At 73.5% G+C, this 17,009-nt stretch carries 18 protein-coding genes, 1 tRNA gene and 1 other RNA gene; 10 read left to right on the forward strand and 10 right to left on the reverse strand.

The window, feature by feature from the left end:
- The first annotated feature begins 173 nt into the window (after window positions 1–173).
- The gene (locus ACFT55_RS02415) at window positions 174–1,532 is read left to right on the forward strand and encodes a uracil-xanthine permease family protein (protein ID WP_380241138.1); all 1,359 of its coding nucleotides are present in this window, start codon (window positions 174–176) and stop codon (window positions 1,530–1,532) included.
- 22 nt (window positions 1,533–1,554) lie between these two features.
- Here the strand turns inward: ACFT55_RS02415 and ACFT55_RS02420 are convergent, their stop codons facing one another.
- From ACFT55_RS02420 to ACFT55_RS02445, 6 genes are all read right to left on the reverse strand, one after another.
- Window positions 1,555–2,193 carry a LytR C-terminal domain-containing protein gene (locus ACFT55_RS02420; RefSeq protein WP_380241140.1) on the reverse strand — a complete coding sequence of 213 codons (639 nt, stop codon included), beginning with the start codon at window positions 2,191–2,193 and terminating at the stop codon, window positions 1,555–1,557.
- Window positions 2,194–2,243: 50 nt separating this feature from the next.
- Window positions 2,244–2,540 carry a type II toxin-antitoxin system VapB family antitoxin gene (locus tag ACFT55_RS02425; protein WP_380241142.1) on the reverse strand — a complete coding sequence of 99 codons (297 nt, stop codon included), beginning with the start codon at window positions 2,538–2,540 and terminating at the stop codon, window positions 2,244–2,246.
- A gap of 78 nt (window positions 2,541–2,618) precedes the next feature.
- Window positions 2,619–3,380: a class I SAM-dependent methyltransferase gene (locus ACFT55_RS02430; RefSeq protein WP_380241144.1), complete on the reverse strand. Its 762-nt coding sequence runs from the start codon at window positions 3,378–3,380 to the stop codon at window positions 2,619–2,621.
- 221 nt (window positions 3,381–3,601) lie between these two features.
- Complete coding sequence (locus ACFT55_RS02435; protein ID WP_380241146.1) at window positions 3,602–4,030, reverse strand: hypothetical protein; 429 nt, start codon at window positions 4,028–4,030, stop codon at window positions 3,602–3,604.
- Between the two features lie 9 nt (window positions 4,031–4,039).
- The gene (locus ACFT55_RS02440; protein WP_380241148.1) at window positions 4,040–4,207 is read right to left on the reverse strand and encodes a hypothetical protein; all 168 of its coding nucleotides are present in this window, start codon (window positions 4,205–4,207) and stop codon (window positions 4,040–4,042) included.
- A gap of 780 nt (window positions 4,208–4,987) precedes the next feature.
- Window positions 4,988–5,072 (reverse strand) — tRNA-Ser (locus ACFT55_RS02445).
- Window positions 5,073–5,268: 196 nt separating this feature from the next.
- On the opposite strand from ACFT55_RS02445, the gene ffs reads away from it, so the two are divergent.
- The 4 genes from ffs (at window position 5,269) to ACFT55_RS02465 (ending at window position 8,563) form a co-directional block, all read left to right on the forward strand.
- An RNA gene (gene ffs / locus ACFT55_RS02450) (signal recognition particle sRNA small type) lies at window positions 5,269–5,365 on the forward strand.
- A 431-nt stretch (window positions 5,366–5,796) separates the two neighbouring features.
- Window positions 5,797–6,696, forward strand: coding sequence for a MetQ/NlpA family ABC transporter substrate-binding protein (locus ACFT55_RS02455; protein WP_380241150.1), 900 nt, complete (start codon window positions 5,797–5,799; stop codon window positions 6,694–6,696).
- Window positions 6,697–6,788: 92 nt separating this feature from the next.
- On the forward strand, window positions 6,789–7,904 hold the full coding sequence (locus tag ACFT55_RS02460) for a methionine ABC transporter ATP-binding protein (RefSeq protein ID WP_380241152.1): 1,116 nt from the start codon (window positions 6,789–6,791) through the stop codon (window positions 7,902–7,904).
- Window positions 7,901–8,563: a methionine ABC transporter permease gene (locus ACFT55_RS02465; protein WP_380241154.1), complete on the forward strand. Its 663-nt coding sequence runs from the start codon at window positions 7,901–7,903 to the stop codon at window positions 8,561–8,563. Before ACFT55_RS02460 ends, ACFT55_RS02465 begins: the two co-directional genes overlap by 4 nt.
- 12 nt (window positions 8,564–8,575) lie before the next feature.
- On the opposite strand, the gene ACFT55_RS02470 is transcribed toward ACFT55_RS02465, so the two are convergent.
- From ACFT55_RS02470 to ACFT55_RS02480, 3 genes are read right to left on the reverse strand one after another with little or no spacing between them, the layout of a single operon-like run.
- Window positions 8,576–9,364, reverse strand: a complete 789-nt coding sequence (locus tag ACFT55_RS02470; protein ID WP_380241156.1) for a hypothetical protein — start codon at window positions 9,362–9,364, stop codon at window positions 8,576–8,578.
- Window positions 9,361–10,143, reverse strand: a complete 783-nt coding sequence (locus tag ACFT55_RS02475) for an ABC transporter ATP-binding protein (protein WP_380241158.1) — start codon at window positions 10,141–10,143, stop codon at window positions 9,361–9,363. The genes ACFT55_RS02470 and ACFT55_RS02475 overlap by 4 nt, the downstream gene beginning before the upstream one ends.
- Complete coding sequence (locus tag ACFT55_RS02480; RefSeq protein WP_380241160.1) at window positions 10,136–10,717, reverse strand: TetR/AcrR family transcriptional regulator; 582 nt, start codon at window positions 10,715–10,717, stop codon at window positions 10,136–10,138. The genes ACFT55_RS02475 and ACFT55_RS02480 overlap by 8 nt, the downstream gene beginning before the upstream one ends.
- 91 nt (window positions 10,718–10,808) lie before the next feature.
- On the opposite strand from ACFT55_RS02480, the gene ACFT55_RS02485 reads away from it, so the two are divergent.
- The 3 genes from ACFT55_RS02485 to ACFT55_RS02495 are packed head-to-tail and all read left to right on the forward strand — an operon-like array spanning window position 10,809 to window position 14,920.
- A complete protein-coding gene (locus ACFT55_RS02485; protein ID WP_380241162.1) occupies window positions 10,809–14,018 on the forward strand; it encodes a DNA polymerase III subunit gamma and tau in 3,210 nt (1,069 codons plus the stop codon).
- A 1-nt stretch (window position 14,019) separates the two neighbouring features.
- Window positions 14,020–14,493 carry an NUDIX domain-containing protein gene (locus tag ACFT55_RS02490; RefSeq protein ID WP_380241164.1) on the forward strand — a complete coding sequence of 158 codons (474 nt, stop codon included), beginning with the start codon at window positions 14,020–14,022 and terminating at the stop codon, window positions 14,491–14,493.
- 10 nt (window positions 14,494–14,503) lie between these two features.
- Window positions 14,504–14,920 (forward strand): VOC family protein, encoded by a 417-nt coding sequence (locus ACFT55_RS02495; protein WP_380241166.1) that lies wholly within the window; start codon window positions 14,504–14,506, stop codon window positions 14,918–14,920.
- A 66-nt stretch (window positions 14,921–14,986) separates the two neighbouring features.
- On the opposite strand, the gene ACFT55_RS02500 is transcribed toward ACFT55_RS02495, so the two are convergent.
- Window positions 14,987–15,529: an NUDIX hydrolase gene (locus ACFT55_RS02500; RefSeq protein ID WP_380241168.1), complete on the reverse strand. Its 543-nt coding sequence runs from the start codon at window positions 15,527–15,529 to the stop codon at window positions 14,987–14,989.
- 158 nt (window positions 15,530–15,687) lie between these two features.
- On the opposite strand from ACFT55_RS02500, the gene recR reads away from it, so the two are divergent.
- Both recR and ACFT55_RS02510 read left to right on the forward strand, forming a co-directional pair.
- Window positions 15,688–16,287 (forward strand): recombination mediator RecR, encoded by a 600-nt coding sequence (gene recR / locus ACFT55_RS02505; protein ID WP_380241170.1) that lies wholly within the window; start codon window positions 15,688–15,690, stop codon window positions 16,285–16,287.
- 73 nt (window positions 16,288–16,360) lie between these two features.
- Window positions 16,361–16,930 (forward strand): DUF5063 domain-containing protein, encoded by a 570-nt coding sequence (locus ACFT55_RS02510; RefSeq protein ID WP_380241173.1) that lies wholly within the window; start codon window positions 16,361–16,363, stop codon window positions 16,928–16,930.
- The last annotated feature ends 79 nt before the right edge of the window (window positions 16,931–17,009 follow it).

Consider the following 17,009-nt stretch of genomic DNA (forward strand, 5'->3'; position numbering starts at 1 on the left):
CCGTGCGTCATGAACTACCTCGGCGCGGTTCGCACTACCTCGGCAGCTTTCGGGTGGTGGTGCGGCCCGGCGCGGCAAGTACGCTGTGCGGCGGCAATCTTCACCGGACGTTCACGGGCGAGCATCCACGGTGAGCACGGCGGCCCATTTCTGGGCCCGACGGACGGAGCACCATGAGCCTCGGCTGGACCAAGCACGGCGACGGCAAGCACGTCGGCCCCGGCGACGTCGTCGCCCCCGAGCAGCGGCTGAGCTGGCCGCGCACCATCGGCATCGGGATGCAGCACGTGGTGGCCATGTTCGGCTCCACGTTCATCGTGCCGGTGCTCACCGGCTTCTCGCCCGCGACGACGCTCTTCTTCTCGGCGATCGGCACGGCGCTGTTCCTGCTGGTCACGCGGAACCGGCTCCCCAGCTACCTGGGCTCCAGCTTCGCGTTCATCGCGCCGATCACCGCGGCGACGGCGTCGCACGGCGAGTCCGTCGCCGTCGGCGGCATCCTGGTCACCGGCCTCGTGCTGGCCGCGATCGGCGTCCTGGTGCACTTCGCCGGCGCCCGCTGGATCGACGTCGTCATGCCGCCGGTGGTCACCGGCACGATCGTCGCGCTCATCGGGCTGAACCTTGCGCCTGCGGCGTGGGGCTCGTGCAGCGAGTCGGTCGTCGACGGCGAGATCGTGCAGGCCTGCGACAGCGGGTTCCGCGCCGCACCCGTGACGGCGACCATCACACTCGTCGCGATCATCCTCGTGACGGTGCTGTTCCGCGGCATCCTCGGCCGCCTGTCGATCCTCGTGGGCGTGATCATCGGCTACGTCGTGGCGACGATCCGCGGCGAGGTGGACTTCACGACCGTCCGCGAGGCGGGATGGTTCGGCTTCCCGCACTTCGTCACGCCGTCGTTCGACCCGGCGGTGCTGGGGCTGTTCGTTCCGGTCGTGCTGGTGCTGATCGCGGAGAACGTCGGCCACGTGAAGTCGGTGGCGGCGATGACCGGCCGCAACCTCGACGACCTCACCGGCCGGGCGCTGTTCAGCGACGGTCTGGCGACGACGCTCGCGGGCGTCGGCGGCGGCTCCGGCACCACGACGTACGCGGAGAACATCGGCGTCATGGCGGCGACCCGCGTGTACTCGACGGCGGCGTACTGGGTGGCTGCGGTGACCGCGCTCCTGCTGTCGATGTCGCCCAAGTTCGGTGCGCTCATCGCGACCATCCCGGCGGGTGTGCTGGGCGGCGCGACGACGATGCTCTACGGCATGATCGGCATCCTCGGCGCGCGCATCTGGGTGCAGGGCAAGGTCGACTTCGGCAACCCGGTGAACCTCACCACCGCGGCGGTGCCGCTGATCGTCGGCATCGCGAACTTCACGTGGGTGGTCGGCGACCTGTCCTTCGAGGGCATCGCGCTGGGCACGGCGTCGGCGCTGGTCATCTTCCACGGCATGCGCGCCGTGGCCCGCTGGCGCGGGACCAGCCAGGAGCCGGCCTCGCCCGCCTCGGCTCCCGCGGCGGCGTCGCCGGTCGACTGACGAGGGCGCGCTCGCCGCGGGGTCAGCCCTGCTTCTTGATGGTCTCCTGCTTGATGGGCGTGATCTCGGCGGCGGGCACGCAGCCCTCGACGTCCTGCATCGGGGTGTCGGCCGTGAGGAGCACGCGGTCCTCGCTCAGCGGGGGGCTGTACTGCTCGCCGACGAGAAGGTCGATGGTCTGGCCCTTGCGGTTGTCCAGCACGAGGCGGACGTCGGGGTACTGGGCGGCGAGCGTGTAGGCCCGCGTGATGCCCTTCGTGCCGAACCGCACCTCGGACTGGTCCAGCTTGGCGAGCCAGTTGCCGCTCGTGACGACGTCGAAGCCGCGCTCGGTCAGCGCGTCGGCGTTCGCCCCCGCGAGCGGCTCGCTGCCGTCGGCGGCGTTGTAGACCCGCACCTTGACCTTCGAGTACGGCACGGGGAGCGCGCCGTCGGGCTGGCCCTTGACCTGGGGGAGGCAGGGCTCTGGCTGCGGGGCCTCGGCGACGGGCGTGTAGATGGGGCGCGAGAACGGGGAGCTGAAGGCGCCCGAGTACATCGCGGCGGCCGCCAGCGCGGCGACCAGCAGGAACACGATGATGAGCCCGAAGACGACGGCCTGACGCTCGTGCTCGCGCCTGCGGCGCGTCTCGCGGGCCGGGTCGGGGGCGGGTGATGTCACGCGAAGAAACTACCTGAGTTCGAGGGATTGTTCGTGGGAGCGCGGCGGGCTCAGCGAAGCACGAGCACGCGAGCGTGCAGCACCGGGCGCTGCTGCAGGGCGGCGCGCACGGCGCGGTGCAGGCCGTCCTCGAGGTAGAGGACGTTCTGATACTCGACGACGTGCGCGAAGAGGTCGCCGAAGAACGTCGAGTCCTCCGCCAGCAGGTGGTCGAGGTCGAGCGTGCGCTTGGTGGTGACGAGCTCGTCGAGGCGCACCTGGCGCGGGGGCACGTCCACCCAGTCCTTCGCGGTGACGTGTCCGTGGTCGGGGTAGGGACGGCCGTCCCCCACGGCCTTGAAGATCATGGCTGCCATCGTAGGGGCGGGCTCGTGACCAGGCGGGCGGTTGCCTCGCGATACGGACACGATGTCGTCACGATCCCGTCACGGTGCCCGTCGCAGCTCCAGCAGGTGGCGGGACGAGTGGGCCACGAACGGCCCGTCCGTCGTGATCCGGTCGTGCAGCGCGCGCAGCTCGGTCCGGTAGGCGTCGGAGGTGAACCCGGGCACCATCCACACGACCTTGCGCAGGAACCACACGACCGCGCCCACGTCGTGGAACTCGATCCGCAGGCGCTCCGCTCGCAGGTCGACCAGCTCGAGCCCCGCCGCGCGGGCGCCGGCCACCTCGTCCTGCGGGTCGCGGCCGCGCCGTACGTCGTCGGGCAGCGGGCCGAGGAAGTGCTCGACCAGCTCGAAGACGCTCGCCGGGCCCACGTGCTGTGCGAGATAGGTGCCGCCGGGTCGCAGCACGCGGGCGATCTCCGCCCAGCGCGGCACCACCGGGTGCCGGCTCGTGACGAGGTCGAACGCCGCGTCGGCGAACGGCAGCGGCGCGTCGTCGTCGTGCGCGACGACGGCCACGCCGCGCGGGTGCAGCCGCGCGGTCGCGGCCGCGACGTTCGGGGGCCAGCCCTCGGTGGCGACCAGCAGGCGGGGGAGCGTGGGCGCGGCGGCGAGCACCTCGCCGCCGCCGGTCTGCAGGTCGAGCGCCGCGTCGACGGTGCCGAGCCGTGCGTGCAGCAGCCGCGAGTAGCCCCAGCTCGGGCGCTCCTCCGTGGCGCGGCCCGCAAGCCAGGAGAAGTCCCAGCCCGCCATCGGCGCGGCGTCGGCCTCGGCGACGAGCTCGTCGAAGGTGCGGTCCATGGCGCCCATGCTCCGGCGGCAGCCGGGCGGCCGCCAAGGGAATTCTGGCGCGTGCGAGGCCGCACCCGTGCACATGAGGGAGTTGATCGACGAGCGCAAGGCCCGCCGCATCGCCCGATGGCGATCTTGTGCCCGTTGATCGATGGCAATTCGTCGACACGTGCACACCGACGCTGTGGGAGGCGGTCGCCGCTTCGCCACGACGTGTTGCGGGCCGGCGGCTAGGGCGTTGCGGCGGCGTCAGGTGCTGCCGAACTCTCTGGAGCGTGGGGAGTTCGGTCGGTGCGCGAGGTCCAACGGATGATGACGTAGGCCCAGGCGGCGAAGGTGGCGATTGTGACAATCGTCCACGGTAGGAGGACTGGCCAAGCGTTGCCCTCGCATTCGGGGTAGATCGTGTCGTCGATGAGTGCTTGCCCGATCACGCTCCCGCAGATGGCACCGTCGCGAGCGGTCGCTTGCCCAAGGCAGTTCCACCATGCAAAGGCCAGCAGGATGAGGGCGACGGCAGTGACAGGCCAGGCGACCGCGCGGGTGCGCCGAACGCCTCGAAGGTTGGCAATGATCAAGACGAGTGTTGTCGTCCCGACGATGAGTAGGGGCAGGGTCCACACGACGGACAGGAGAACGGCGAGATCGCTGTCGGACATCGGTACCTCCTAGCGGTGCTTGAGTGCGTACCAGACGCGCTTGGTCTTGCCCTGGTCCTTGGCGAGCTTGATCGAGGTGGTCAGGGGGATGTTGTGACGGTTGGAGCTCTTCTGGCTGATGAACGGCATGTTCGGGTAGTTCTTGTACACGCCGGTGCGGTTGCCGGTGACGACCATGACGTGGTCGATGGTGCCGTCGGCGCGGCCGTAGCACGGTGTCGGAGATGACCTGGTAGCCGGTGTCGGTCTGGCGCAGCACGTACCGGTGGGTGTCGGTCCAGGACGACTCGATCTCCTCGCTTCCCGAACCGACTGGCCCGCCTGACTCATGGATGCCGGGCATACCGGTCGAGGTGGTCGTGGTGGTGACGGCGGCATCGACGCGGACCTTGCCCGATCGGCCCAGCACCTTCACCGTGCCCGGGGTGATCGTGGTGTGCGCGTCGATGATGCTCAGCCCGGCCTGGGTGAACGTGGTGTCGACCCCGCAGGGGTGGCGGCCGCGGCAGTGGAGATACTCCCGCCCAGCAGGCAGGCACCGACCAGCCCGGCCGTGACGGTTCGTGCAGTCCTTCTCAACTCAGACCCCTTCGACCTGTTCAACGGTCCGCGGGGCCCCTCGGCTCGTTCGAGAAGCTCTGCCCTGCGGTCCGTCGACCAGGTTCCGCCCCCGTCGCGGGGTGCGACCGCCAGAACGAGACGGATTGCAAGAACTGCAAGCCCAGTTCGTCACACCGCGGTGCTGAGCCCGTCGCGTACCCCGCAGTGAATCGTGCGAGCGTCCGTCCGGTCGGCAGCCGGCCCGGGACCGGCGCGGCGGGTCGGATGAGCGGTACTGATTGAAGGGGCGACCGAGCCACGATGCTCGATGAGTCGCTTCCCGGTCCGCGCAGAGACGAGGTTGCGCGAACGACGACGGGGCCCGCACCGTGTGGTGCGGGCCCCGTCGGTTCCAGGCGGAGGATGGGGGATTCGAACCCCCGAGGGCGTGAACCCAACACGCTTTCCAAGCGTGCGCCATAGGCCGCTAGGCGAATCCTCCTGGAGCGCAGCCGGCATCGATCGCCAGCAGCCTCAGCAGGATAGCCGACACCTGCGGCTCCGTCCGAATCGCGAGGACGTGACGGTGGTCTCGGCTCTCGCTGCACCCCGGCAGGGCCGTGCCGGGGCGCGGCGCGGGTGCGAGGAGGTCCCGGCGCCGGTTTCGGGACCGGGCGGGGTCTCGGTTAGGCTGTCGGGCAGACCCCTCGTGCGGCACCATCTCGCCGAACTCCCCCAGGGCCGGAAGGCAGCAAGGGTAAGTGAGCTCTGGTGGGTGTGCGGGGGGTCCTTATTTTTGCCGGACCGTCCCAGAACGCGCGGCAGAGGAGGCCCTCGCGGCGTAGCGAGAGTGCCCCGGGTCACAGAATCCACGATGCGGACACATTTCCGTCCGGTCCCTGAGATTTGCCGGTCACCGGCTTGGTGCAGGGCCGCTGCGGATGGTCACCTTGACGGCATGTCCCGCTTCGCTCCCGCAGCACCCTCGACCGCGCGCTCCTGCCGTCGCGGCGACATGTGCTGCCCGGCGGCGACCGCGGGACGAATGTGCGTGCTCGACTGACCATCGCTCGGCCTCGCGCCTGACGGCGCCTCCCGCCGTCGCCCCGCCCCCGGCACCGCCCGGGAGCCCCGTTCTCTCGCCGCCTCGAGCTGATGGCCGTGGCTGCCGCACCCACCCCGCCTCTTTCGGCGCCGCACCCCGGCGCCTGCCCGGAAGGACGACCATGTCCCGTAGCACCCGCAACCGCCTCCTCACCGTCACCGCGATCGCCGCCGTCACCACGTTCGCCCTGTCCGCCTGCGGCGGCTCGGACGCCGCCTCGGGCGACGGCAAGGGGGACGGCAAGCTCCGTGTCGGCGTCGTCGGCGCCTCCGACGACAAGTGGGGCGTCTTCACCCAGGAGGCAGCGGCCGAAGGCCTCGACGTCGAGCTCGTGGACCTCCAGGACTACACGCAGGCCAACCCGTCCCTCTCGCAGGGCCAGCTCGACGCCAACCAGTTCCAGCACCTGCAGTTCCTCGCCGGGTACAACGTCGACGCCGACGACGACCTGACGCCCATCGGCGCCACGGCCGTCTACCCGCTGGGTCTGTACTCGTCGAAGCATGACTCGCTCGACCAGATCCCCGCCGGCGGCCAGGTCGCCGTCCCGAACGACCCGACCAACCTGGCCCGCGCGCTCCTCGTGCTCCAGGAGGCCGGTCTCATCGAGCTGAAGGACGGCGGCAGCGCCGTCTCGACCGAGGCCGACGTGCTCCCCAGCTCCAAGGTCTCCGTGACCCCGGTCTCCGCCGAGCAGACCCCGATCCAGCTCCAGTCGGTGGACGCGTCGGTCATCAACAACGACTACATCGAGGACGCCGGCCTCTCCGCCGACGACGCCCTGTTCCAGGACGACCCCGACTCCGCGGCCGCCGAGCCCTACATCAACGTGTGGGTGGCGCGGGCCGAGGACGCCGACGACCCGGACCTCCTGAAGCTCGCCGAGGTCTCGCACTCCGACGCGGTCGTGGCCGCCGAGAAGAAGGCATCCGGCGGCACCGCCGTCATCAAGAAGAACTCGCCCGAGGAGCTGCAGAAGATCCTCACCGGCCTCGAGGACGACATCCGCGCGGCCTCCTGACCCGCCACCCGGACGGGGCGCGCCACCCGCGCCCCGTCCGCGGTGCTGGGCACGACGGCGAAGGACGAGGACTGAGCAGTGAGGACGGACACGTGAGCGAGACCGAGACCGCAGGCGCGGCGCGCGCCGGCACCCCGGCGATCGAGCTGCGCGGGGTGTCGAAGATCTTCGGGGACGGCGACCGCGCCGTGCGCGCCGTGGACGACGTGTCCCTGACGGTGCACGCGGGCGAGATCTTCGGCGTCATCGGCTACTCCGGCGCGGGCAAGTCGACCCTCGTGCGCCTGGTGAACGCCCTGGAGGTCGCGACCTCCGGGACGGTCGTCGTCGAGGGCACCGACCTCTCGGGGCTGCCCGAGCGGCGGCTGCGCGGGGTGCGCGCCCGCATCGGCATGATCTTCCAGCAGTTCAACCTGCTGACCTCGCGCACCGTCGCGGGCAACGTGGCCTACCCCCTCAAGGTGGCGCGCTGGCCGCGGGAGGAGCGCGCGGCGCGGGTCGCCGAGCTGCTGGAGTTCGTCGGCCTGGCCGACAAGGCCAAGGCCTACCCGCGTCAGCTCTCCGGCGGCCAGAAGCAGCGGGTCGGCATCGCGCGCGCCCTCGCGACGTCGCCGACCATCCTTCTCGCCGACGAGTCGACGTCGGCCCTGGACCCCGAGACCACCCGGGACGTGCTGGCGCTGCTGCGGCGCGTCAACGCCGAGCTCGGCATCACCATCGTCGTCATCACGCACGAGATGGAGGTCGTGCGCTCCATCTGCGACCGGGTGGCCGTCATGGAGCGCGGCAAGGTCGTGGAGGTCGGCGACGTGTACGACGTCTTCTCCGCCCCGCGGGCCGACGCCGCCCAGCGCTTCGTCGGCACCGCGATGCACGACCGGCCGTCGCCCGACGCCCTCGCCCGGCTGCGCGAGCGGCACCCGGGCCGCCTCGTCACCGTGGGCGTGCGCGAGGGCGCGAGCACCGGCACCGACCTCTTTCGCTTGCTGCGCGAGCACGAGGTGGACGGCGCCGTCGTCTTCGGCGGCATCAGCGAGGTGGGGGAGCGGCCCTTCGGGTCGCTCACCGTCGAGCTCGTCGCCCCCGACGAGCGGGTCGCCGCGTTCCTCGCGGCGCTGCGCACCCGTGCCGACGTCGTCGACCTCGGCACCGCCGCCCGCCCGCTCGACGACCCACGATCAGCTCTCGCCGAGGGAGGCACCCGATGAACCGCGACTGGGACACCCTCTGGCCGCTCCTGTGGGAGGCGTTCGGCCAGACCCTGCAGATGGTCACCGTGGCGATGCTCACCGGCGGCCTCGCCGGGCTGGCGCTGGGGCTGGCGCTCTACGTCACGCGGCCGGGCAACCTCATGGCGAACCGGGCCGTGTTCGGCGTGCTCAACGTGCTCGTCAACATCGTGCGGCCGATCCCGTTCATCATCTTCGTCACGCTGCTCGGGCCGGTGACGCTGCAGGTCGTCGGCACGACGCTGGGCACCGCGGCGTTCATCTTCCCGCTGTCCGTGATGACGGCGTTCGGCACCTCCCGCATCGTCGAGCAGAACCTCGTCGGCATCGACCCCGGCGTCGTGGAGGCGGCCCGGGCGATGGGCGCGTCGTCGTGGCGGATCATCACCACCGTCCTCGTGCCCGAGGCGCTGGCGCCGCTGATCCTGGGGTACACGTTCCTGTTCATCGCGGTGCTCGACATGTCCGCGATCGCCGGCCTCATCGGTGGTGGCGGCCTGGGTGACTTCGCGCTGCGGTACGGCTACCAGCGGTACAACTGGATGGTCGTCGTCGTCACCGTCGCGGTGATCATCGTGATCGTGCAGGTCGTGCAGTGGCTGGGGAACCTCCTGGCGCGCAAGGTGCTGCACCGCTGAGCTCCCCTCGGGTCAGACGTCCGTGAGGCGGCGCCACTGTGCGGCGACGAGCACCGCCGCGGCGGGTGCCACGACCGCGGTCAGGGCCAGCGCGGCCCCGCCGACGTCCGCCGCAGCCTCGGGCCCGCCGGTGCCGGTCCACAGGGACGGGACGGCGTAGGGGAACCAGGCGCCCGCTCCCACCAGCACGACGACTTGCGTCAGCGCCACGACCCCGATCAGCGCGCCGACCGTGGCGAGGGGGCTGCGCGTCGCCGTCGCGACCGCGGCGAACGGGAGGCTGAGCCCGGTCCCGAGCAGGCCGGCGCCGAGGGCTCGGCCGGCGGCCGCCCAGGCGTCCGGGCCGAAGGGTGCGGACGTCGAGGCGGCGGCGAGGGCCGACGTCGCCACGGTGAGCACGGTCGTCGCGACGACGCACGCCGCCAGCCAACCCGCCACGACCAGCACCCGCGCGAGCGCCAGGGTGCCGCGCGGCGTCGCGAGGCCGAAGTACGCGCCCGCGCGCCCGTCGGCCAGCGGCTGGCCGAAGGTGGCGGCCACGGCGAACCCGCCGGCCATGAGCACCGCGACGGAGAGGATCTGGCCGGCGACGACGAGGTGGGTCGTGGCGAGGTCGCCGGTGGCGTAGTCGGCGAGCTTGGCGGCGCCCGCTCCCTGCACCGCGCCCGACCGTGCCAGCGCGGTCAGCCCGACCGACGCGAGCGGGACCAGCGCGACCAGCAGCGGTGTCGCGAGCCGCTGCACGGTGGCGCGACGCCACGCGAGGAGCTCGACGAGCAGGGCGGTGCGCAGCGCGGTCACGCGTGCCTCCGAGGGTCGGCCTGAGGGTCGGTCTGAGGGTCGGCCAGGGGTTCGGCCGCGACGTCGGCCGCGAGGACGAGGTCGAAGAACCGGCGCTCGAGCTCGGCCCCGCCAGGGGCGAGCGTCCCGACGACGCGCCCGCCGTGCACCGCGAGCACGCGGTCCGCGACGCGCGCCACCTCGTCGAGGTGGTGGCTCGACACCAGGACCGCGGCCCCGCTCGCGGCGCGCTCCCGGACCAGCGCGCGCACGAGCACGACCCCCCGCGGGTCCAGGGCCGAGGTGGGCTCGTCCAGGACGAGGGCGTCGGGCGCGTGGACGACGGCGCACCCGACGGCGAGGCGCTGCGCGTTGCCGAGGGACAGGGCGCGGGCGCGGGCGTCGGCCCAGGGGGTGAGGTCGAGGCGGTCCGCGACGGCGACCACCGCGTCGTCGACCGCGTCGCGGGCCAGCCCGTGCAGGAGGGCCGCGACCCGGAGGTTCTCGACGACGGTGAGGGCGGGGTCCACCAGCGCGGCGCCGACGACGTGGCCGAACCGGCGGGCGGCGGCCACGGGCAGCCGTGCCGGGTCGTGACCCAGCACCCGGGCGGCACCGGCTGCGGGCCGCAGGCGGCCCGTGAGCACGCGCAGCGCCGTCGTCTTCCCCGCTCCGTTGAGCCCGATCATGGCCACCACCTCGCCGGGCGCCACGGTGACGGACAGGCCGGTGAGCGCCCGCCTCCCGCCGAAGGCGTGGTGGACGTCGCGGAGCGCGAGGGCGGGAAGCGGGTCAGGCATCGTCGTCACCCGGCGCGAGCAGCCGGAGCGCGCGGGCGACGGTGTCGGCGACCGTCGTCGCGGGGTCGGCGGGCGCGAGGAGCGCCGCGGTGCACGCGCCCAGGCACGCGGCCGCGGCGACGGTCGCGTCGAAGCGAGGGACGCCGTCGGCGACCAGGCGGTCGGCGACCGCGCGCTCGGTGGCCGCGGTCGCGCCGACGGCCGCCGCCCGCAGCCTCGGCGTCCGCGCGACCAGCGCGACCCGCCGCTGCGCCGTGGTGTCCTCGGTGGGCGCGACGTCGCGGAGGGCCGCGAGCATGCCTCGCCGGACGCGCTCGACGGGCGGCAGGTCTGCCGGTTGGGCGCCGACGGCCTCCGCGATGAGCGGGTCGTACGGGTCGGAGACCAGCAGGGCGTCCTTCGTGGGGAAGTGTCGGAACAGGGTCATCTGCGTGACTCCGGCGGCGTCGGCGATCTGCGCGGTCGTCGTGGCGTCGTAACCCTGCCGCTCGAAGAGGTCCAGGGCGTGGGAGACGAGGCGGTCGCGCGTACGTCGCGCCCGCGGGGTGACGAGCACGGGGCCGTCGGCGGTCATGAAGCCACCGTACACCTGAATGTGAGTGACTCACTTTTCGCCCTGTGCAGCGGCCTCGTCCGTGTCGGCTGGGGCGTCTAGGGTTGGCGGGGTGACCACCGCTCTGTACCGCCGCTACCGGCCCGAGACGTTCGCCGAGGTGATCGGCCAGGAGCACGTCACCGCACCGCTCATGCAGGCCCTGCGCAGCGGGCGCGTCAACCACGCGTACCTCTTCTCCGGCCCGCGCGGCTGCGGCAAGACGACGTCGGCGCGCATCCTCGCGCGGACGCTCAACTGCGCCCGCAACACGCCGGAGACCCCCATCGACACCCCGTGCGGCGAGTGCCCGTCGTGCGTCGAGCTGGCGCGCGGCGGCCCCGGCTCGCTCGACGTCGTGGAGATCGACGCGGCCAGCCACAACGGCGTCGACGACGCGCGCGACCTGCGCGAGCGGGCCACGTTCGCCCCCGCGCGCGACCGGTACAAGATCTTCATCCTCGACGAGGCGCACATGGTGACGCCGCAGGGCTTCAACGCCCTGCTCAAGATCGTCGAGGAGCCGCCGCCCCACGTGAAGTTCGTCTTCGCGACGACCGAGCCGGACAAGGTGATCGGCACCATCCGCTCGCGCACCCACCACTACCCGTTCCGGCTCGTGCCGCCGGACGTGCTAGGCCCGTACCTCGAGCAGCTCACCGCCGCCGAGGGGATCGAGCTGGGCGGGGGCGTCGTGCCGCTGGTCACCCGCGCCGGCGGCGGCTCCGTGCGCGACAGCCTCTCCGTGCTCGACCAGCTCATCGCCGGTGCGACCGGCGGCACCGTGGAGTACGACACCGCGGTCGGTCTGCTCGGCTTCACCCACGCCACGCTGCTCGACGACGTCATCGACGCTCTCGCCGCGAGCGACGGCGCGTCCATCTTCCGCGTGGTCGACCAGGTGATCTCCACCGGGCACGAGCCCCGGCGGTTCGTGGAGGACGTGCTGGAGCGGCTGCGCGACCTCATCGTCATCGGCGTCTCCGGTGACGCCGCCGAGGCCGTGCTCCGTGGGCTGCCCGCCGACCAGCTCGAGCGGATGCGCACCCAGGCCGGGCGCCTCGGCGTGGCCGAGCTGTCGCGCGCGGCCGACCTCGTGAACGCCGCGCTCACCGAGATGACCGGCGCCACCTCCCCGCGGCTGCACCTCGAGCTGCTCTGCGCACGGCTGCTGCTCCCCGGGGCGGACGACGGCGCGGAGGGTCTCGCGGCCCGGATCGACCGCCTCGAGCGCGGAGTCATCGGCAGCGCGCCCGTGCGGTCCGCGCCCGCCGCGACGGGTGACCGTGGGCCCGCGACGGACGCGCCCCCGGCGGCTGCGCCTGCGGCCGGTGGCCTGAGCGGTGCCGCCGCCGCGCGTGCCGCTCTGCAGGCGAGCCGTCGCCCCGCCGACTCCGCCGACTCCGCCGAGCAGGCTGAGACGGCGGTGCCCGCCGCAGCGGCCGCGCCTGCCGCAGCGGTGCCGGAGCGTGCCGGGTCCGACGCGTCCGCCGCGTCGGGGCTCGCGTCCGGACCGGCGGGCTCGGGCGAGGCGCCCCAGGACGGCGACGCCGACACCCGGGCGGAAGACGCTACGCCCCTGGCCTCCGAGGTTGTGGACCCCGAGCCGCCGGTCGCCGGCGTCGAGGACCTCCGCACGGTGGACGCTGAGCCGGACGTCGCGGAGCCCGACGATGCGGCGACGGACGACGCGGCGACGGACGACGCAGAGCCCGTCGGCGCAGAGCCGGTCGCTGCTGAGCCCGTCGACGCTGAGCCCGTCAACCCTGTCCCCGTCAACCCTGAGCAAGTCGCTGCAGAGGCGGACGACGCAGCGCCGGTGGACGCGCAGCCGGTCAGCGTGGCCGCCGTCGAGCCCCCCGTCGCCGGCGGGGCGCCGGGCGCGACCGCGGAGATGGTCCGCCGACGCTGGGACGAGGTGGTCGCGAACATCGGGAGCCCGGTGACTCGTGCGCTCGTCGGCCCGAACGCCCAGGTCGCGTCGCTCGAAGGCGGGCTGCTGCGACTCGGCTTCGCCGCCCCCGGCATGGCACGGACGTTCTCGCAGCCCCGGCACGTGGACGCCGTGAGCGAGTCGGTCTACCAGACGCTCGGTGTCCAGGTGCGGGTCGAGGCCACCGTCGACGAAGGGCGGTCCGGTGGCGGGTCCGCGCCCTCCGGAGGCGACCCCGGCGGCCCGCCGCCCGAAGACCCCGACCCGGAACCCGCTCCGAGCGCCGACGACTCCGCCGGGCGGTCCGGGTTCTCGCGCGCGTCCGGCAACCGCCCGGGCGGCGATCGCCCCGCGGGTACCGGGCCGACGGGATTCGGTGCCGGGAGCCACGGTCCTGGGGGCCGCAGTTCTGGGGGCCACGGAGCTTCCGGCTCCGCACCGACCGCTGGTGGCAATGGCAATGGCAGTGGTGGGTGGCCGGAGGTGCCGGCGCCCGGAGCCGGCCAGGGGCGTCCGTCCGCGCCTGTCGCCGCGACCCCGGTCGCGACCGTCGCGGCGGCCACGGTGGCGGCGGCCGGTCCGCAGTCGCCCGGCACCTCCGGCGCGACAGCTGCCGGCGTCGCCCTCGCTGAGCGCCCGACGGAGTCGCAGCGCGACGCGTCCCCTGAGCTCGCATCCTCTGAGGCCGCATCTGCGGAGCCCACATCTGCGGAGCCCGCATCTTCGGAGGCCGTGGTCCCTCAGGGGCGTGCGGCCGCGCCGGCGCGCACGGCGGCGGAGGACGCTGACGCCGCCTGGCTGGCGGGCGCGTCCACCGCTGCCGCCGCGCCGCGGCGCGCCACCGGGTCCAGCGCCCCCGCCGTCGAGACGGTGCCGCCGTCCGGCTCCCGGGCCGGCGACCCGTCGTCGTGGACGCAGGAGGTCCGGGCACCCGCGCCGTCCGCGCCGTCCGCGCCAGGTCCGGCCGAGCCGAACCGGTCCGCCGCCGCTCCGTCCGGCCCCGCACCGTCGGCGTCGGCGACGGCTCAGGCTGCCGCCACCCCGTCAGTGGCACCGCCGTCTCCGGCCGCCCCGCCGCCGACCGTACCGGCACCGACCACCTCGCCGGCTGGTGCGCCTGCCGGCTCGCCCGTCCGCGAGACGCCGCGGCAGGCAGCCGAGCGGCGCGTGCGCGAGGCGCAGCAGGCCGAGGCTCGACCCGCCTGGGGCGGGTCGTCCGGCCCGGGCGGGATGGACGACGAGCCGTCCGCCGACGACCCCGACATCACGTCGACCGGACTGGTCGGCGTGCAGCTGGTGGTCCAGGTGCTGGGCGGCAAGGTCATCGAGGAGATCGCGGAGCAGCCCTGACATGACCGGCCACCCGACCACCGCGTCGAGCTCCGCTCCGGAGATCCCGACTACCCCGGCGACCCCGGCGACCACCACGCTGCACATCGTCGCCGCCGTCATCGTGCGCGACGACGGCCGCGCGCTCCTCGTGCGCAAGCGCGGGACCACCGCGTTCATGCAGGTGGGTGGCAAGATCGAGCCGGGGGAGGAGCCGGTGGCAGCGCTCGTGCGCGAGTGCGCGGAGGAGATCGGCCTCGTCGTCGACCCGACCGCCGCCCGGCCGCTGGCCCGCCGAGCCGCCGTAGCGGCCAACGAGCCGGACCACGTGGTCGACGCGCACGTCTTCGAGATCGGGCTGCCGCAGGGATTCGTCGTCGAGACGCGGGCCGAGCTCGAGGAGCACGTCTGGGTCGACCCGGCCGACCCCGTCGCGCCGCACCCGCTGGCACCGCTGTCGGTCGACCTCATGGCCGACGTCGCCGCCGGCCGATGACCTTCGGCCGGTGAGCGCACCCGTGCCCGGGGGCCCGCGGCGCGGTGCGATCCACCACGTCGAGCTGTGGGTACCGGACCTCGCGCGCGCCGAGCGTTCATGGGGCTGGCTGCTCGCCCGGCTCGAGTACCGCCCCCACCAGTCCTGGGAGCACGGGCGGTCGTGGCTGCTCGACGACGCCTACGTGGTCGTCGAGCAGAGCCCGGCGCTGTCGGACACCACCCACGACCGCCGTCGTCCCGGGCTGAACCACCTCGCCCTCCACGCCGGCACGCGCGCCCAGCTCGACGCACTGGTCGCCGCCGCTCCCGAGCACGGGTGGACGTTGCTCTTCGCCGACCGCCATCCGTTCGCCGGCGGCCCGGAGCACTACGCCGCCTACCTGGAGGACGAGGACGGGTTCGAGGCCGAGCTCGTCGCGGGCTGACCGAGAACACCTCGGCGGGCTCGGAACTACCTCGGCAGGCTCGGGACTACCTCGGCAGGCCTGGGACTACCTCGCGGGGGCCTGGGACGACCTGGGCTGGGAGCGGCGCAGGTCGTCGAGCCAGGACGCGAAGTTGGCGACGCTGTCGGGCATGAACGGCAGCTCGTCGATCATCCGGAGCAGCCGGGCGGGCGGGACCCACGCGCCCCAGGCGACCTCCTCGGGCTGCCAGGTGACGGCGCCGTCGTAGGTGCACTCGTAGAGGAACTCGCGCATGCGCGTGCGGTCGTCGGCGTAGTCGGCGGACCCGAGGGGCGCGAGGTCGACACCCGTCACCCCCAGCTCCTCGGCCAGCTCCCGGACGGCGGACTCCGCCGGGTCCTCGCCGGCGCGCAGCACGCCGCCGGCGCAGAAGTCGTACCGGCCGGGGTAGAGGTCCTTCGTGTCCGTGCGGCGGTGCACGTAGACCTCGCCGGCGCCGTTGCGCACGACGACCGCCGTCGCGGCGTGCCGCAGGTTCTCGGCACGCACCCGGGCCCGGGGCGCCGTACCGCACGGGCGCCCGTCGTCGTCGAGCAGCGCCACGACCTCGGAGGCGGACAGATCCATGCGAGCCATCCTGCCGCAGTGGTCACGTCGGCAGTTCGGCATCGGGGCGGCAGTCCGAACTGCCGACACGGTCGTGAAGTGCCGCACCGATCACGGAGCCGCCGCTGTCCGGCACCGACAGTCCGCGGTGTCTCCGGCGGCCCGTAGGCTGGGTCCTTGTGTACGAGGGCGCAGTCCAGGACCTGATCGACGAGCTCGGCCGCCTTCCCGGCGTCGGGCCCAAGAGCGCGCAGCGGATCGCGTTCCACCTGCTCGCGGCCGACTCCGCCGACGTGCGCCGCCTGGCCGACGCGCTCACCGAGGTCAAGGCGCGCGTGCAGTTCTGCGAGACGTGCGGCAACGTCGCCGAGTCGCCGAAGTGCCGCATCTGCGCGGACCCGCGCCGCAGCGACGACGTGATCTGCGTCGTCGAGGAGCCCAAGGACGTCGTCGCCATCGAGCGCACGCGGGAGTTCCGGGGGCGGTACCACGTGCTCGGCGGCGCCATCAACCCGATCGAGAACGTCGGCCCCGACGACCTGCGCATCAGCCAGCTCATGACGCGCCTCGCCGACGGGGCGGTCACCGAGGTCATCCTCGCCACCGACCCCAACATCGAGGGCGAGGCGACGGCCACGTACCTGTCGCGGCTCATCGCCCCGATGGGCGTCACCGTGTCTCGTCTGGCCAGCGGCCTGCCCGTCGGGGGAGACTTGGAGTACGCGGACGAGGTGACCCTCGGGCGCGCGTTCGAGGGCCGGCGGGTCGTCGGCGGCTGACCAGCCGCGACGCCCGCGAGGACACCGTCCAGCACGACCGACGCCGTCGACCACGGCGGGAGGGGGCAGCATCGTGGGGGAGATCGAGGCGGGCTCAGAGTTCCGGGACGTCGCCGAGCAGATGTCCGCGCAGGCGCGCGTGTTCCTCTCGACGACGACGCAGGTGGCGTCCGGCGCCGCACCGGGGGCCGAGCTCTCGCTGCTGATCCTCGCGACGTCCGACCTGCTCGCCGCGGGCGCGCGGCTGGCCGCGATCGTCGACGTCGTCCCCGCCGAGCGGTGGGAGCCCGACGCCGGCCCGGAGACCGACGTCGACCCCCTGCGTGACGCGCTCGCGAAGATGTTCGACGGCTTCGACGACTACGTGGAGGTGGCCGACCCGGCGCTCAGCGCCGACGTCACCCCCGCCACCCTGTCCGGCGACCTGGCGTGCGTCGCCGAGGAGATCGCCAAGGGCTTGCAGCACTTCGACGACGGTCACGAGCTCGAAGGCCTGTGGTGGTGGCAGTTCAGCTACCTGTCGTCCTGGGGCGAGCGCGCGTCGTCGGCGCTGCGCGTGCTGCAGGGCGTGCTCGCGCACCTGCGCCTCGACGTCGACGACGACGTCGCCGCCGAGGCGGAGTACGACGCCCTGCACTCCTGAGCGTCAGGCCGGCGGCGGTCGCCGCGCGGCACGACCCGTCGCCCTGCGCCGCGACACACTCGGCGGGGTGACGGACAGG

This window comes from Isoptericola sp. NPDC057191, assembly GCF_042670225.1.
In the GTDB taxonomy this organism is placed as follows: Bacteria; Actinomycetota; Actinomycetes; order Actinomycetales; family Cellulomonadaceae; genus Isoptericola.

Excerpts from the sequence above, each read along its gene's own strand:
- ACFT55_RS02465 (WP_380241154.1), top strand. The coding sequence starts at position 7,901 with ATGAACCGCGACTGGGACACCCTCTGGCCGCTCCTGTGGGAGGCGTTC.
- ACFT55_RS02500 (WP_380241168.1), bottom strand. The coding sequence starts at position 15,529 with ATGGATCTGTCCGCCTCCGAGGTCGTGGCGCTGCTCGACGACGACGGG.
- ACFT55_RS02480 (WP_380241160.1), bottom strand. The coding sequence starts at position 10,717 with ATGACCGCCGACGGCCCCGTGCTCGTCACCCCGCGGGCGCGACGTACG.
- ACFT55_RS02435 (WP_380241146.1), bottom strand. The coding sequence starts at position 4,030 with ATGTCCGACAGCGATCTCGCCGTTCTCCTGTCCGTCGTGTGGACCCTG.
- ACFT55_RS02490 (WP_380241164.1), top strand. The coding sequence starts at position 14,020 with ATGACCGGCCACCCGACCACCGCGTCGAGCTCCGCTCCGGAGATCCCG.
- ACFT55_RS02425 (WP_380241142.1), bottom strand. The coding sequence starts at position 2,540 with ATGATCTTCAAGGCCGTGGGGGACGGCCGTCCCTACCCCGACCACGGA.
- ACFT55_RS02430 (WP_380241144.1), bottom strand. The coding sequence starts at position 3,380 with ATGGACCGCACCTTCGACGAGCTCGTCGCCGAGGCCGACGCCGCGCCG.
- ACFT55_RS02415 (WP_380241138.1), top strand. The coding sequence starts at position 174 with ATGAGCCTCGGCTGGACCAAGCACGGCGACGGCAAGCACGTCGGCCCC.
- ACFT55_RS02475 (WP_380241158.1), bottom strand. The coding sequence starts at position 10,143 with ATGCCTGACCCGCTTCCCGCCCTCGCGCTCCGCGACGTCCACCACGCC.
- ACFT55_RS02455 (WP_380241150.1), top strand. The coding sequence starts at position 5,797 with ATGTCCCGTAGCACCCGCAACCGCCTCCTCACCGTCACCGCGATCGCC.
- ACFT55_RS02440 (WP_380241148.1), bottom strand. The coding sequence starts at position 4,207 with ATGGTCGTCACCGGCAACCGCACCGGCGTGTACAAGAACTACCCGAAC.